Consider the following 13,427-nt stretch of genomic DNA (forward strand, 5'->3'; position numbering starts at 1 on the left):
AGTGCCGAAGACCCCGGGAAACGACGACGCATTCAAGGTATACGACCCCGCCAGGGTGTCGCACATACCAGTCAGTCAATCAGTGCGACACCCTAGCGGGGTCGCGGGATCGCTTGCATTGCCCGGTCCACGGGTCTTCGGGGCTACGCCCCTTGACCCGTGGCTATGGAGCGGGCACCCCTGTCGGGGTGCATCGTTCACCACTCTTCACAATGAGTGGAGTGGCTCCTGTAACGCTCTAATGCGCCACCCCTGCACCCTCCCCCTCTACTCTGTGATCTGCAACTCAGTCGCCTCTTGGGACCTACCGTAGAGCCCCCTCCCTGAGGCGAAAATCTATTACCGGTAATAGGCGCAACTAATATCGGTATTAGTGTTCACTATTACCGGTAATAGATTTCACCGAGAGGGATCACGCTCCGGGAGCGGTACGGCAGAAATAGTTAACTTTGTCACCCACAGATGACAAAAATAGGATTAGGATCCATGAGAGAGACCAAGATAGACTTCATCCGCCACACGCGCCTCCGTGACGTGGACGGCACCTTCTGCTACGGCGCATCCGATCTGGATGTGGCTGAGAGCTTCCGCGAGGAGGCGGAGAGCGTAAGGCGAGCCCTTGAGGGGCGTACCTACGATGCCACCTTCACCAGTCCGCTCCGGCGCGCCCGGAAGCTCGCCGCCTACTGCGGCTATGAGACGGCGACCGTAGATCCTCGGCTGGCGGAGCGGAACTTTGGTGAGTGGGAGATGAGACCCTGGGACGAGCTCTACAGCGAGATCCGCCGACAGCCCGACCTACAGCTCCTCGAGGAGCGCAATCCTGAGCTGGTGACCCCGCCGGGAGGGGAGAGCATCGCCGAGATGCGTCGCCGCGTCACCAGTCTCGTGGAGGAGGTCTGTCTCCATCCGGAGTGGGAGCGGGTCGCCTTCTTCTGCCACGGCGGTGTGATCAATATCGGTCGGTGGATCAAGGGGGTGATCGACTTCTCCGACCTCTTCATCGACCTGCCCCACTACGGCAGTATCACCACCCTGACCTTTGCACCTGAGGAGCTGACCGATGTCGAGTAAGCGACACTTTTGGTATCTTTACCTCATAGATCACCAATTTTTAATCCAATGGGGAGAGAGATGAGAAATAGATCCACAAGACCCTGTCCGGTATGCAGCGCCGACTGCTCGTCAGAGCGACCATTCCTTATTGGGATGATCGTCGGTATCGTCGTACCCTGCACTGCGACACTGCTGGTCGATCGGTGCCTACGGCGGACAGAGGAGAGAGACACAGAGATGCCCGAGCGGCATATGATGTATGACGACGGCTCTCTGGAGCCCGAGCTACTATCAGAGAGATGAAAAAAATATGAGAAAGAGAAAGTTCCTAACCCTCGGAGGACTCTTCGCCATAGCTAGGAAGCAGGTGGGGAGGATGTCTCCGGAGGATATCAAGAGGTATGGAAAGCACTTTAGCGAACTGGGACTCAAGGAGAAGGTCCGGGAGGTGGCACGGCTCGCCGGCGAGCAGATCCTGCTCCCGGTGCTGCGCTTATGGTATGTCTTCCGCGCCGACAGCACCCCGGCTGTTCGCAAGGCTTACATAGCCGGCGCACTGGGGTACTTCATCCTGCCGGTCGACCTGATCCCCGATGCGCTGGGGCTCCTCGGCTTCTCCGATGATCTGGGCGTGGTGCTGATGATCACGAAGTGGGTCAGCGAGCTGATCACACCGGAGATCGAGGCGCAGGCGCAGGCGACCTACCGCAAGCTCACCCCCTGTCTTCGGTCAGTCGATACCCGTCTGGTAACGAAGTAAGTCCACCTCTGCTGACAAGCTACTCTCAGTCCTCCCTCCGCCGACTGAAGGCGCGCGGGAGGATGAGATTGTCCGGCAGGTCGGTCTCCTCGCCGATGGACTGCCAGAGGAGACGCTTCACCCTCGCCGGCTCCCACCCCGCTATGCCGCAGCCGATCAGGGTGAGGTAAAAGGTGTTGCGCGGGTGCTGCCGCACGTAGGCAACGAAGCGCCCGAGGCTCTCGGAGAGCTGCTCCTCGGTAACCCGATGATGGGTAGCATCCAGCGTCGGGATGGCGTAGGTCCTCCCCGAGGGTCCCTCCCCCATGCCCCACTCAGCGCCGAAGCGCTCAAAGGCTTGCAGCGCCGCCCCGCCGCCGTGATGGCCGAGGGTGTTGGAGCCAAAGACAAAGACCTCATCCGGACCGAGGGCGGTGATCAGGTCCGGGGTATATTTCTCACGATTCATAGGCTACGACCTTTTTTAGGATAAAAAAAGAGAGCATTACGACGGTCACCGGGACCACGTAATGCTCTCTTGCTTGTCTATTTGCGACTTATAATATAATGAGTGATCAGAAGCGGAACGTGAGCGATGCGACCATCCTATCGGTCACCGTGCTCATATCCGCGCCCTCTGAGGAAATGCCGGGCGCCAGCACCTGACCGGACTGGTCCATCACCTCGCCCGTACCCGGGAAGGGGAAGACCCGCTCGCTCGCCTTGCCCCTCACGTAGGCGAGGTCGAGGGTGGTCCGACCGAAGAGTCGGCAGCCTACCCCCGCAGTGATGCTCTGGTAGCTGTCACGCATGACCGCATCGGTGATCGCACCACTTGCGATATAGTCGTAGGCCATCACGTTGCCCTCCTGGGGGCGGATGCCCTCCGACTTAAGTCCCCCATCGGAGTAGCTGTAGCCGGCTCGGAGGTAGAAGCCACTCACCGGACGGATCTCCAGTCCGACACGATGGGTCATCTGACTGCCGTAGTCCTCCTTGAGGAACTGGTTGGCGTCCTGGAAGTCACTTCCCTGCAGGCGGGCGGAGCCGAGGTCGCGCCAGTTGAAGTCGTACGTCACCATACCATAGCCCCCGAGGAAGACCATCGCGCTGGCGGTCAGATCGCCCGGAAGCACCAGGTTGTAGGTATTGGTCATATCGTCTGTACCATTGGTATAGAGCGGCTCCAGCTCCCCTTTGCCATTGGTCCTATTATTATTGTACCACTGGATCGTGGTTGAGAAGACCTCGTTGTAGCGACCAAATTGCGGTGTATTGTAGGAGATGCCGATACGACCGAAGTCGCCTATGGCTGCCATCAGTCCGAAGGAAGCGCCGACCGTACCGCCCGCAACGGTCAGACTATTGCCCAGCTCGGTGTAGTAGACCTGATCGGGCTCGTTATACTGAGGCTGGTAGGTGTAGTGGAAGTCCTCCCGGTACATAGACGACCGCGCATAGGTGGACGACGTTGTTCGGAGGGTCGCACCGAAGTAGACCTTGTCGGCCCAGCTGCCGCCGATGGTGAAGTCGTACATCTTTCGCGCCCCCTTCTCCGAGACATTGAGTCGTCCTGCATCCGGCTTGAGGTACGTCACGTTGGACTCGGCGTACTTGTCGGGAGCAAAGGGATTGATCGCCGCATAGGTTGAGGGGACGTAGACGTCGTCATAGCCAGGTCTTGTCTCGATGAAGCCACCGTTGTAGGCCATTGTGCCGAGGAAGTAAGGCGAGCTGGACATATTTCTCAGAGTATTGTAGGGCGCACCGAAGAGGGTCGCCTTATTGGCGATATACTCCGAGAGGCTGTACTCAGGATTGACAGACCTCATCTCGTAGTCCCTGTCGTAGTCGTAGAGGGAGCTCATCGAGGCACCCAGGACGACTCTCCAGTCGGACGAGGCGAGGTAGGGATTGGTGACGGGGAAGATGATGCTGAGGTGGTCGAGGTTGCCGACCCACTTACTCATGTCAGTCCCCTCCTTGTCCTGCCAGTTGGTGGAGCTCTTGACGTGACCGAAGTCGAAGCCAAGGGTCACCTCGCTCGAGCGATAGAGCCCGATGCCGGCAGGATTGATGGAGACCGCAGTAGGATCGGCGCCCAGGGCACCGACGGCATTGCTCATAGCCTGAGCGCGCGCCGTGCCGTGGATCTCCCGCATGCTATTCCGATAGACATCGGTGGGAGACTGCGCCATGGCGCCGCTCGCCCCGAGGAGGAGCGAGGACGCCAGGATGGGAAGAAATATCTTATGGAGTGACATTGTAGTATAGTCTATGCTGATAAGGGGAGGTCCCCCGGATGATTACCGACGGCCACCACCGGTGCCATTATTACGTGTGGTCGTAGTCGTCGTGGTCGTGGTAGAGCGCGACGGCGAGTAGGACCGTGACGGGGTGCTGTAGGTGCTTCGCGTCGTATTGTAGCTACGGTTGTTATTGGAGCCGTTATTCCACCGGTTGGTGGTACGATTGGTCGAGTTGTATCCCCTATTATTATAGGTATTGGCTCGAGTGGTGCCGATGGTGGGACGGCGACCGTTATTGACGTAACGAGAGTTATTGGAGCGGGTGTAATTCGCCCCATTTCCGCCATTGCTCCAGCGGGACACGTTGCCCTGACCGAGTGCTCGCCCGTAGGTGGCGGCGTGGCGGTCGTAGTAGCTCTCTGTGCGGCGTGCCCGAGGGGTATAGCGGGAGGAGAAGTCTCGACTATACCAGCCATCGTAGTAGCCACCCCAGTAACCACCGCCATAGTAGCCGTAGTCATATGGGTAGTAGCGATAGTAAGGTCTGGACCAGGTGTAGCCGTAGTAACCACCCCAGGGTGTGTACCACGGATCATACCAGGGGTCATACCAGCCCCGATAAGACCAGCGACCGGCGTACCACGGGTCGTAGTAGCCACGACCGTAGACCCCGCCATACCAGGGATAGTAATAGGAGTAAGCGCCGCCCCAGCCGTAACCTCTATAGCCGGCATACCAGGGGTCGGTATTGATGGTAATGTAGACATTGCTGTTACGATCCCATCCTCTGCCGTAGTAGCTCTGAGTCCAGGGGTCGTACTCATAGTCATCCATGACATACACCTTCTGCACATCATCGAGGACGATGCGGCCATCATCCTCACCATTGAAGCGTCTCATCCGGGCAGCGTACTTGCCTCCGTTGCGAGGCGTGTCCAGATTGTCCAGATTGCGCTCCATGTCCTCGACCGTGACTCTCATGTCACGGCGGTTATACCAGTCTGTGGCTCGATCCTGAGCCTTTAGCTGAGCATTACGTATGGAGTCGCGCTTAGCCTGGCGCTGTCTCTCCATAGCCATCTCGCGGGCGTATGCCTTCTTAGCCTGCTGACGTGCTACCCGAGCCTTAGAGGGGGTCAGGTACGCATCGTCCTGCGCTTGTCCGACATAACCCACAGAGACCGCCGCCAGCATCAGCGCGGCAGTTAGTATCCGATGTAAAGCTTTCATATCGCGTCGTTAGTCTAATAAGTTTATACTCACCATCTCTTCTGTGGACAAGAGTGTCATGGGGATACTCGATCCCACCTGCAAGGTACGAAAAAGTATTATACTTCCTCACTCACCTGCACACTCCTTCTCTATTACTTGGATCAAATTGTAGGCCAGTAGTTTAATATCCCCATCAGCGGTAGGCTGATAGGGGATGCTTCTTCCCCGACTCTACGCTATTAGTCATTAGGAGACATGAAGGGACAGGAAGAGACATCCGCATCTGACGGAGGTGGTATATTTGCACCACTCAAGCATACGAGTAAGTAAGTCGCTCCTCGCTCAGTAGGGTGATAGGGGTCGGCAAAAATGGGTACCTTTACCAGCTAAAGACCTTTGCGGAGGTCTCTACAAGTGACCAGGAGGTGTCGCACCTCCCCAGCATGATCCATCCATGGCGAAAAAGACTTTACCAGACCCTCAGACAGACCCCACCGACACCGAGGAGTATATCGTGGCGCACGGCGTCCGGGTCAATAATCTGAAGAATGTCTCCCTCTCGATCCCTCGAGACCACTACACCGTATTTACTGGTCTGAGTGGCTCGGGAAAGAGTTCGCTCGCCTTTGACACCCTCTACGCGGAGGGGCAGCGGCGCTACGTCGAGAGCCTGAGCGTCTACGCCCGACAGTTTGTCGCCAAGATGGCCAAGCCGGAGGTGGACTATATCCTCGGCATCCCGCCTGCCATCGCGATCGAGCAGCGGATCCCCAATAGGACCCCCCGCTCCACTGTCGGCACGTCGTCGGAGATCTACGACTACCTGAGGATGTTCTTCGCCCGAGTGGGGCACACCTTCAGCCCCGTCAGCGGAGAGGAGGTGAAGCGAGAGACGACAGAGGATGTGGTCGACTTTATCCAGACTCTTGGCGAGGGCAAGCCCTACATGATCTGCGCCCCGCTCCTCATCCCGGACGACCGGTCGCCGATGGACCACCTCGCCCTACTGAGGGCAAACGGCTACTCCCGTGTGCTGGTCGGGGAAGAGGTGCAGCGGATCAATGATCTCGTGGAGGGGAAGGAAGAGCTCCCCTCTGCCCGGCAGCTCGGTGAGATGCTGCTGGTGATTGACCGCCTGCGGGTGGAGAGTGATGCCGATGCTGCCCGGGGTCGGGTCGGGGACTCGGTAGAGACCGCATTCTTTGAGGGGCATGGCGACTGCCGGATTGTCTGGAAGGAGGGATCGCGCTCATTCAGTGACCGTTTCGAGGCGGATGGGATCGTCTTCGAGGAGCCGACGGACAAGCTCTTTAGCTTTAATAGCTCCATCGGTGCCTGCCCCACATGTGAGGGCTTCAGCATGGTGATGGGGATCGATGAGGATCTGGTGGTTCCCGACAAGTCCCTCTCCGTCCGGGAGGGGTGTGTCCAGTGCTGGCACGGACCCAAGATGTCTCGCTGGCAGAAGCGCTTTATGACCCAGGCGGAACCGAAGGGATTTCCCCTTGATGCCCCGTACCACGAGCTGACGAAGGAGGAGAAAAACCTCCTCTGGCATGGCGGAAGAGGAGTCCGGGGAATCGATGACTTCTTTGACTTCCTGCGAGAGAATCAGCACAAGATGCACTTCCGGATCATGCTGGCGCGTTATCGGGGTCGGTCGCTCTGTCCCGACTGTCAGGGCCGGCGGCTGCGGAAGGAGGCGTTTTATGTCAAAGTGGGAGGCAAGGATATCGGCGACTTAGTGGAGATGCCGGTGAGCGAGCTGGCAGACTGGCTGGACGCTCTCGAGCTGCCGGAGGAGGATGTGAAGGTCGGGGCGCGACTACTCGATGAGCTCCGTCGCCGAGTGCGGCTCCTGGTCGACATCGGACTGGGGTACCTGACCCTCGATCGCGTCTCGGGGACTCTCTCGGGGGGCGAGAGTCAGAGGATCAATCTTGCCACCTCGCTCGGTGGTGGACTCATCGGTGCGCTCTATGTCCTCGACGAGCCTTCGATAGGACTTCATGCGAGGGACAGCCACCTCCTGATCGACATCGTCAGGAGACTCACCGATGCCGGCAATACCGTCGTCGTCGTGGAGCACGATGAGGAGATGATCCGTGCGGCGGATCACCTGGTCGACCTGGGACCTCTGGCGGGGCGGCTCGGCGGTGAGATCGTCTACGAGGGGAGCCCGGCGGAGCTACCGGCACGTAAGAGCAAGAGCCTGACGGTGGAGTACCTGACGGGGCGGATGATGATCCCGTGGCCGGAGGAGCGGCACCCCTTCTCCCACACCATTGACATAAAGGGCGCCTTCCGACACAATCTGAAGAATATCGATGTCTCCATCCCCCTCGGTGTGATCACAGTGGTCACCGGGGTGAGCGGCTCCGGCAAGAGTACGCTGATGAAGGATCTGCTCTATGAGGGGATGAGCAAGTACCTGCTCTACGGCCTCTCCGGTGTCAAGCTGGAGATGAAGAGGCTGAGAGGGGACCTCAATGCCGTCGATAGGGTGGAGTATGTGGATCAGGATGCGCTGGGACTCAGTTCGCGCTCCAACCCTGCCACCTACATCGGCCTCTACGACGACCTGCGGTCGCTGATGGGGCAGCAGCCACTGGCTCGGCAGATGGGCTTCGGGGCGGGAGACTTCTCCTTCAATCGCGAGGGCGGTCGGTGCGAGAATTGTCAGGGCGAGGGCTACGTCACCGTGGAGATGCAGTTTATGGCCGACATGCGGCTCCTCTGCGAGGAGTGCCACGGGAAGCGCTTCAAGGACGATATCCTCGAGGTGACCTTCCACGACAAGAATATCTACGACTTCCTCGAGATGACGGTCGAGGAGGCGATCGACTTCTTCACCCCTCTCACGGAGGAGGCTAAGGAGGTCTCCTCCATCCTCCAGGGGCTGCAGGTGCTGAGTGATGTGGGGCTGGGGTACGTCCACCTGGGGCAGTCGTCGTCGACGCTCTCCGGCGGGGAGAGCCAGCGGCTCAAGCTCGCCTCTTACCTCGCCGGGGTGACGGAGAAGAGCCTCTTCATCTTTGACGAGCCTACTACCGGCCTCCACATACACGATATACGGACGCTGATGGGTACCTTCCGCAGACTGGTGGAGGCGGGGCACACCGTCGTCATCGTGGAGCACAATCTGGAGGTGGTGAAGCTGGCAGATCACGTTATCGACTTGGGACCCGAGGGCGGCCTCGAGGGGGGGCACCTCGTCTTTGCCGGCACGCCGGAGGAGCTGATGGAGTGCAAGGAGTCCTACACCGGGCAGTACCTCCGGCAGCTCTACGACCGCCAGCACCCGACAACGAAGCGCCGCCCCAAGACTAAGAAACCAACGACCAAGAAACAATAAGCAGTACTATGACTTACGAGGAGACACTGGACTTTCTCTTTAAGCAACTACCGGTCTATCAGATCGAGGGAGGAAGGGCCTATAAGCCGGGGCTGGAGCGGACGCGCGAGATCCTCGCCGCCTGTGGCCGTCCGGATCGGGAGCTGACCGCTCTCCATGTGGCGGGGACTAATGGCAAGGGCTCTACCTCTTACCTCCTCGCCTCCGTGCTGAGGGCTGCCGGACTGAGGGTGGGGCTCTTCACCTCGCCCCATATCGTCACCTACCGGGAGCGGATTCGGATCAATGGGGAGATGATCCCGGAGGAGTACATCACCCGATTTGTGGAGCAATTTCTCCGTGACCTCGGTGACCACTTACAGCCGTCGTTCTTTGAGCTGACCACGGCTCTCGCCTTTCGCTACTTTGTGGATGAGAAGGTGGACATAGCCGTAGTGGAGGTCGGTATGGGCGGTCGGCTCGACAGTACCAACGTCCTCAGCCCCCTCGTCAGCGTGATCACGAATGTGAGCATGGATCACATGCAATTCCTCGGCAACACGCTCGGTGAGATAGCCCATGAGAAGGCGGGGATCATCAAGCCTCATACCCCGGTGGTGCTGGGGCGGAGCATCGATGAGCCTGTACTGGAGGTGGTGCGGGCGAAGGCAGCTGAGGAGCAGGCGCCTCTCACGCTCGCTGATCAGTCGGATGAGATCCTGTCGCACGAGGAGATCGAGGGTGCAGGGTACCGCGTGGAGACGAAGAGCTTTGGTACCATCGATCTGCCGCTCATAGGATCGTACCAGCTGCAGAATCTCGGGACCGTCCTCGAGACAATCAAGCTGATCCGCGATCGCTATGGGATCACCCCGGAGATGGTCCGGGAGGGAGTCGCCCGGGTGGCGGATTTCGGTCTCAGCGGTAGGCTGCAGATGATCCGGCAGAGCGACCCGCGGATCTTTATCGACGCCGGGCACAATATCGGCGCCTGGGCTTACCTCGGTCCTCAGCTCGAGACGTGGGCCGGGGATGGAGGGCTTGCCGTGGTGCTGGGCATGTCGGCCGATAAGGATGTCGACCACGTGCTGGAGCGGCTGCCGAGGGAGACGCACCTCATCTGCACCCGGGCCCATGTGGAGCGTGCGATGAGCGGTGCGGACTTTGCGGAGCACGCGCGATCGCACGGCATCGAGCCGGTGCTGGTGATCGAGGATGTGCGGGAGGCGTACCGTGCTGCGATCGACTACTGCCGGGCGCACTCTGTTCGGACGCTCTTCGTCGGCGGCAGCTTCTTCGTCCTCTCCGACCTGCTCTCCGACACCGACGAGACCGCCCAGTAAGATTTATAGGTCAGGCATGTGACCGGACTCCTCTAAGAGCTCCACTAAGTGGAGATAGGTGGGGTGATCGACCTTGAAGGTCATCTTCTGCAGGTGGTATCGCTCCAGGATCTCCTCCGTCGTGCCGTACTTGGGAGGCCAGTCGTCAAACATCATCCGCTGCAGGATCTCCACATTCGTATCGCTGATCCTCCGGCAGTTGTGGTCGTGGAGACGCCCATCCTCTCGCCCCACCAGGCAGTCGAAGAGTATGTGGAAGAATAGGTACACCTCCGGAAACTTCTGATCCTCCTTCCTCTCCCAGTAGAGGATCAGGATATCCAGCAGCGTGCCGATCACCTCCGACTGTGGCTTCGCAAAGATGATCGCATTCTGCACATTGGTCCGGTACTCCTCTCGCCAGTCGAAGGCAAAGGGCAGATGATCCCGCCAGTACTTCTTGAGCGGCTCTGAGGGATCTCTCTGAAACATAAAGAACTCCGGCTCCGTGTAGTAAGGCTCAAACGGTCCGGCCATAAAGATCGTCGAGTCGAGCCACACACCTCCGTAGGCGGAGAGGAGTGCCAGCCTCAGTATATCGGAGTAGTAGGCGATTATCATCGCAGGATTGGACTGCCGCACCTGATCCACGATCGGAGGGAGATCGATATACTCGCTGACCGTCTCGTCCGAGAGACGGATCACCCGGTAGTCTCCTCTGTGCTGCTCTACCGAGGCGTAGCAGAGGCGGATCATCTCCGGGAGCATACTCTCGTCGAGACCCTGTGCCCAGTACTGCCAGATGATCTTCTCCCCCACCAACTCCGGGTGCTTCGGCATCACCTCGTAGTGCTTAGCCTTCCCCTTGTAGTAATCGTCTATCAGTCCGTACCAGATGGCGGCAGCCCTCTGATGCTTCCGTGGCTGTCGGCGGGACAGCCGACGATGATTCAGTCTCTTGACATAGTCTATTATCTTCATATCACCGGTGGCTTTACAAATGGTTGGGCTGATACTTCTCCGCAAAGGTAAGGGTTATCTCTCTATCGGTATCGGTAATCCCGGGGCAAGAGGAGAGGTGACGCATTTGAGAGCCGTCGTTAATCACGCGCCGGATCGATCCCGCAGGGACTTTCCCGCCGGTTCCCCTCCTCTGACACCACACCCCCGACCGATCCCGCATTCATCCCCTATGCAGGCGCCGGGGAGTATCGTATTGAGCGGGATAGAGGCCGGTGAATTCTAAACACGGTATTAGTCTGAGGGGAACTTCGGCGTATGTCCTCTCGGTAATTATGCGTAACTTGCCCAAAAGTCAGAGTAGATAGTTTTGAATATAGCGTTTGTCAATTGGTGGACCTTCAATACGGTCATGGGCGGGATCGAGGCGGTCGGTGCCCGAGTTGCCGGTGCCCTTACCGCCCGGGGACACCACGTCTGCCTGGCAGCTGTGGAGGAGGGCTATCCCTCGGTAGAGGGATTTGAGAACCTCCTTCTGCCGGATAAGCAGCGTATTCGTTCCAGGGCTAACTTTGATGCATTGGTGGAGTACTTCGGCGCCCACGGCGTCGAGGTGATCGTCTGCCACAATGCCTACCGCCGTCGGCTGGCACTGCTTCTCGCCGAGGTGGCCGACCGACTGGGGGCAAGGCTTGTCTTTGAGATCCACACCGATCCGACGATGTACAAGTTTAAGCGCCGGACACCTCCTTTCCTCCACTGGGCGGAGTACCTCTTCCGGCGCCACAAGGCTCTCCGCCAGTGGCGGCTCATCTCGAGAATCGGCGATGCGATCGTGCTTCTCTCGCCCTCGTATGTGCCCATCTTCAGAGACCTAGTAGGTGACGCTTCGGAGGGCAAGCTGATCAGTATCTCCAATCCCAATACCTACGACCCGACCGAAATACCGGCACATCTGTCTAAGGAGAAAATGCTCCTCTATGTGGGACGCTTCGACTACGGTCAGAAGCGAACCGACCGCCTGCTGGATGTGTGGGGGATGATACAGGATCGCTTCCCGGACTGGTCGCTGTACATAGTGGGCGGGGGGAACGAGCGGGTGGAGCGCGACCTGAGGAGGCGAGCGGAGACACTCCATCTGGAGAGGATCCACTTCGAGGGCGTACGCTCTCCGCAGCCCTACCTCAGCCGCGCCGGGATCTTAGTCTCCTCGAGCAGCTACGAGGGGCTCCCCTTAGTGATCCTCGAGGCTCTCCAGTATGGCGTGGTGCCGATCGCCTTTGACAGCTATGCCGCTCTCAGGGATGTCACCGATGGGGGGCGGCTGGGGGTGATGGTTCCCCCATTTGATCTCAGGGCATATGCCGACAGCCTCTCCCGACTGATGGAGGATGATGCCGGTCGGGCAGAGATGTCGCAGGCGGGCAGAGAGTGGTCGCACCGGTACGACATGGATGAGATCGCCGGTGAGTGGGAGCGCTTCCTGACGCAGCTTTTATCCAAGTAGTATGAGCCCCTTAGTCACAGTGGTGATCCCCTGCTACAATGGGGCAAAGGTGGTGGGGCGCTGTCTCTCCGCCCTCGAGCGGCAGACCTATACCCCCTTTGAGGTGCTGCTGATCGATGACGCCAGCACGGATGGGACGGCTGATGTGGTGGCGAAGTATCCCTTTGTGAAGCTGCTGCGAAACGAGACCAATCGGGGTGTCTCCTACGCCCGCAACAGAGGTGTCGAGGAGGCGAAGGGGAAGTATCTCCACTTCCTCGATGTCGATGATGAGGTGAGCAGCAACTTCTATGAGGAGATGGTTCGGTATGCGGAGGAGGCCGGAGCGGAAGTGACCGCCTGTAGCTTCGTCTATCAGCATGTGCCGGAGAAGTCTCAGATCTTCCGCACCCCTCGGGTCTACACAGGGACGATGGACAAGCTTCGGGTCACCTATGTCTGCAAGATAGGTGTGGTCTGGAGATACCTCTTCCGCACCGACTTTATTCGCCGCCATGAGGATCTTCGATTCCCGGTCGGACGACTCGTGGAGGATCTGCCCTTTGCCGTCCGGGCACTCTTTTATGCCAATAAGGTGGCGACTGCTCCCCGGGCGGAGTATCTCTACCGCTACGAGGCCGCCTCTCTGACGGAGTCGGACGATCCGGAGGTGAGGAGAGCCTTTGCCGAGGGATATGATTTTGCGGAGGAGGATGTCAAGTCCTTCCTCGCTGCACACGGAGTGCATCGCCGACCGGGACGAGACTCCTACCTCATCTCCTACTTCCTACACAAGGTCTCCAATCGCCTCCGCGGTGGTCAGACCGACCTGACAGAGCGACTGTGACGATGAATGACGCGATACGGATAGCCGCTGTAACGATGGCGCGTAACGACTCCTTCTTCCTCTCCCGGTGGATCCGCTACTACGGGCGAGAGGTGGGGTACGATCACCTCTATATATACCTCGATGGGGAGGATCAGGAGATCCCGCCCGGCACACCGGAGGAGGTTCATGTCACGAAGCTGCCCCATCGGTTTCTCTCTCGCTCGGCAGGTGATAAGTATC

General features: G+C 59.0%; 12 protein-coding genes. 8 read left to right on the forward strand and 4 right to left on the reverse strand.

Translation table 11 applies throughout. The features are described 5' to 3' along the window. The first annotated feature begins 486 nt into the window (after positions 1-486). The 3 genes from B088_RS07200 to B088_RS07205 are packed head-to-tail and all read left to right on the forward strand — an operon-like array spanning position 487 to position 1,816. A complete protein-coding gene (locus tag B088_RS07200; protein WP_018107746.1) occupies positions 487-1,074 on the forward strand; it encodes a histidine phosphatase family protein in 588 nt (195 codons plus the stop codon). Between the two features lie 60 nt (positions 1,075-1,134). Then, positions 1,135-1,359: a hypothetical protein gene (locus tag B088_RS08620; protein WP_155802358.1), complete on the forward strand. Its 225-nt coding sequence runs from the start codon at positions 1,135-1,137 to the stop codon at positions 1,357-1,359. Between the two features lie 7 nt (positions 1,360-1,366). After that, entirely contained in the window at positions 1,367-1,816 is a 450-nt protein-coding gene (locus B088_RS07205) for a YkvA family protein (RefSeq protein ID WP_025081782.1), read from the forward strand. Between the two features lie 25 nt (positions 1,817-1,841). Here B088_RS07205 and B088_RS07210 read toward each other — a convergent pair whose 3' ends face one another. The 3 genes from B088_RS07210 to B088_RS07220 all read right to left on the reverse strand — a co-directional run bounded on the left by B088_RS07210 (position 1,842) and on the right by B088_RS07220 (position 5,274). Beyond that, complete coding sequence (locus B088_RS07210) at positions 1,842-2,264, reverse strand: A1S_2505 family phage non-structural protein (RefSeq protein WP_018107748.1); 423 nt, start codon at positions 2,262-2,264, stop codon at positions 1,842-1,844. A 106-nt stretch (positions 2,265-2,370) separates the two neighbouring features. Continuing rightward, the gene (locus B088_RS07215) at positions 2,371-4,059 is read right to left on the reverse strand and encodes a hypothetical protein (RefSeq protein WP_018107749.1); all 1,689 of its coding nucleotides are present in this window, start codon (positions 4,057-4,059) and stop codon (positions 2,371-2,373) included. A 42-nt stretch (positions 4,060-4,101) separates the two neighbouring features. Further along, positions 4,102-5,274 (reverse strand): hypothetical protein, encoded by a 1,173-nt coding sequence (locus B088_RS07220; protein WP_155802360.1) that lies wholly within the window; start codon positions 5,272-5,274, stop codon positions 4,102-4,104. Positions 5,275-5,710: 436 nt separating this feature from the next. Between B088_RS07220 and uvrA the strand changes: the two genes are divergently transcribed. Together uvrA and B088_RS07230 are read left to right on the forward strand one after the other, a co-directional pair. Next, positions 5,711-8,611, forward strand: a complete 2,901-nt coding sequence (uvrA, locus tag B088_RS07225) for an excinuclease ABC subunit UvrA (protein ID WP_018107751.1) — start codon at positions 5,711-5,713, stop codon at positions 8,609-8,611. Between the two features lie 8 nt (positions 8,612-8,619). Then, positions 8,620-9,933 (forward strand): bifunctional folylpolyglutamate synthase/dihydrofolate synthase, encoded by a 1,314-nt coding sequence (locus B088_RS07230; RefSeq protein ID WP_018107752.1) that lies wholly within the window; start codon positions 8,620-8,622, stop codon positions 9,931-9,933. Between the two features lie 3 nt (positions 9,934-9,936). Here the strand turns inward: B088_RS07230 and B088_RS07235 are convergent, their stop codons facing one another. Continuing rightward, positions 9,937-10,893 (reverse strand): capsular polysaccharide synthesis protein, encoded by a 957-nt coding sequence (locus B088_RS07235; RefSeq protein WP_018107753.1) that lies wholly within the window; start codon positions 10,891-10,893, stop codon positions 9,937-9,939. Between the two features lie 349 nt (positions 10,894-11,242). Between B088_RS07235 and B088_RS08410 the strand changes: the two genes are divergently transcribed. The 3 genes from B088_RS08410 to B088_RS07250 form a co-directional block, all read left to right on the forward strand. Beyond that, positions 11,243-12,379 (forward strand): glycosyltransferase, encoded by a 1,137-nt coding sequence (locus B088_RS08410; protein ID WP_155802362.1) that lies wholly within the window; start codon positions 11,243-11,245, stop codon positions 12,377-12,379. 1 nt (position 12,380) lies between these two features. Continuing rightward, positions 12,381-13,205, forward strand: a complete 825-nt coding sequence (locus B088_RS07245; RefSeq protein WP_018107755.1) for a glycosyltransferase family 2 protein — start codon at positions 12,381-12,383, stop codon at positions 13,203-13,205. A gap of 2 nt (positions 13,206-13,207) precedes the next feature. Then, on the forward strand, positions 13,208-13,427 hold a 220-nt coding region (locus tag B088_RS07250; RefSeq protein ID WP_026170549.1), incomplete at its 3' end, for a glycosyltransferase family protein.

The sequence above is a fragment of the Porphyromonas bennonis DSM 23058 = JCM 16335 genome (assembly GCF_000375645.1).
Lineage (GTDB): Bacteria > Bacteroidota > Bacteroidia > Bacteroidales > Porphyromonadaceae > Porphyromonas_A > Porphyromonas_A bennonis.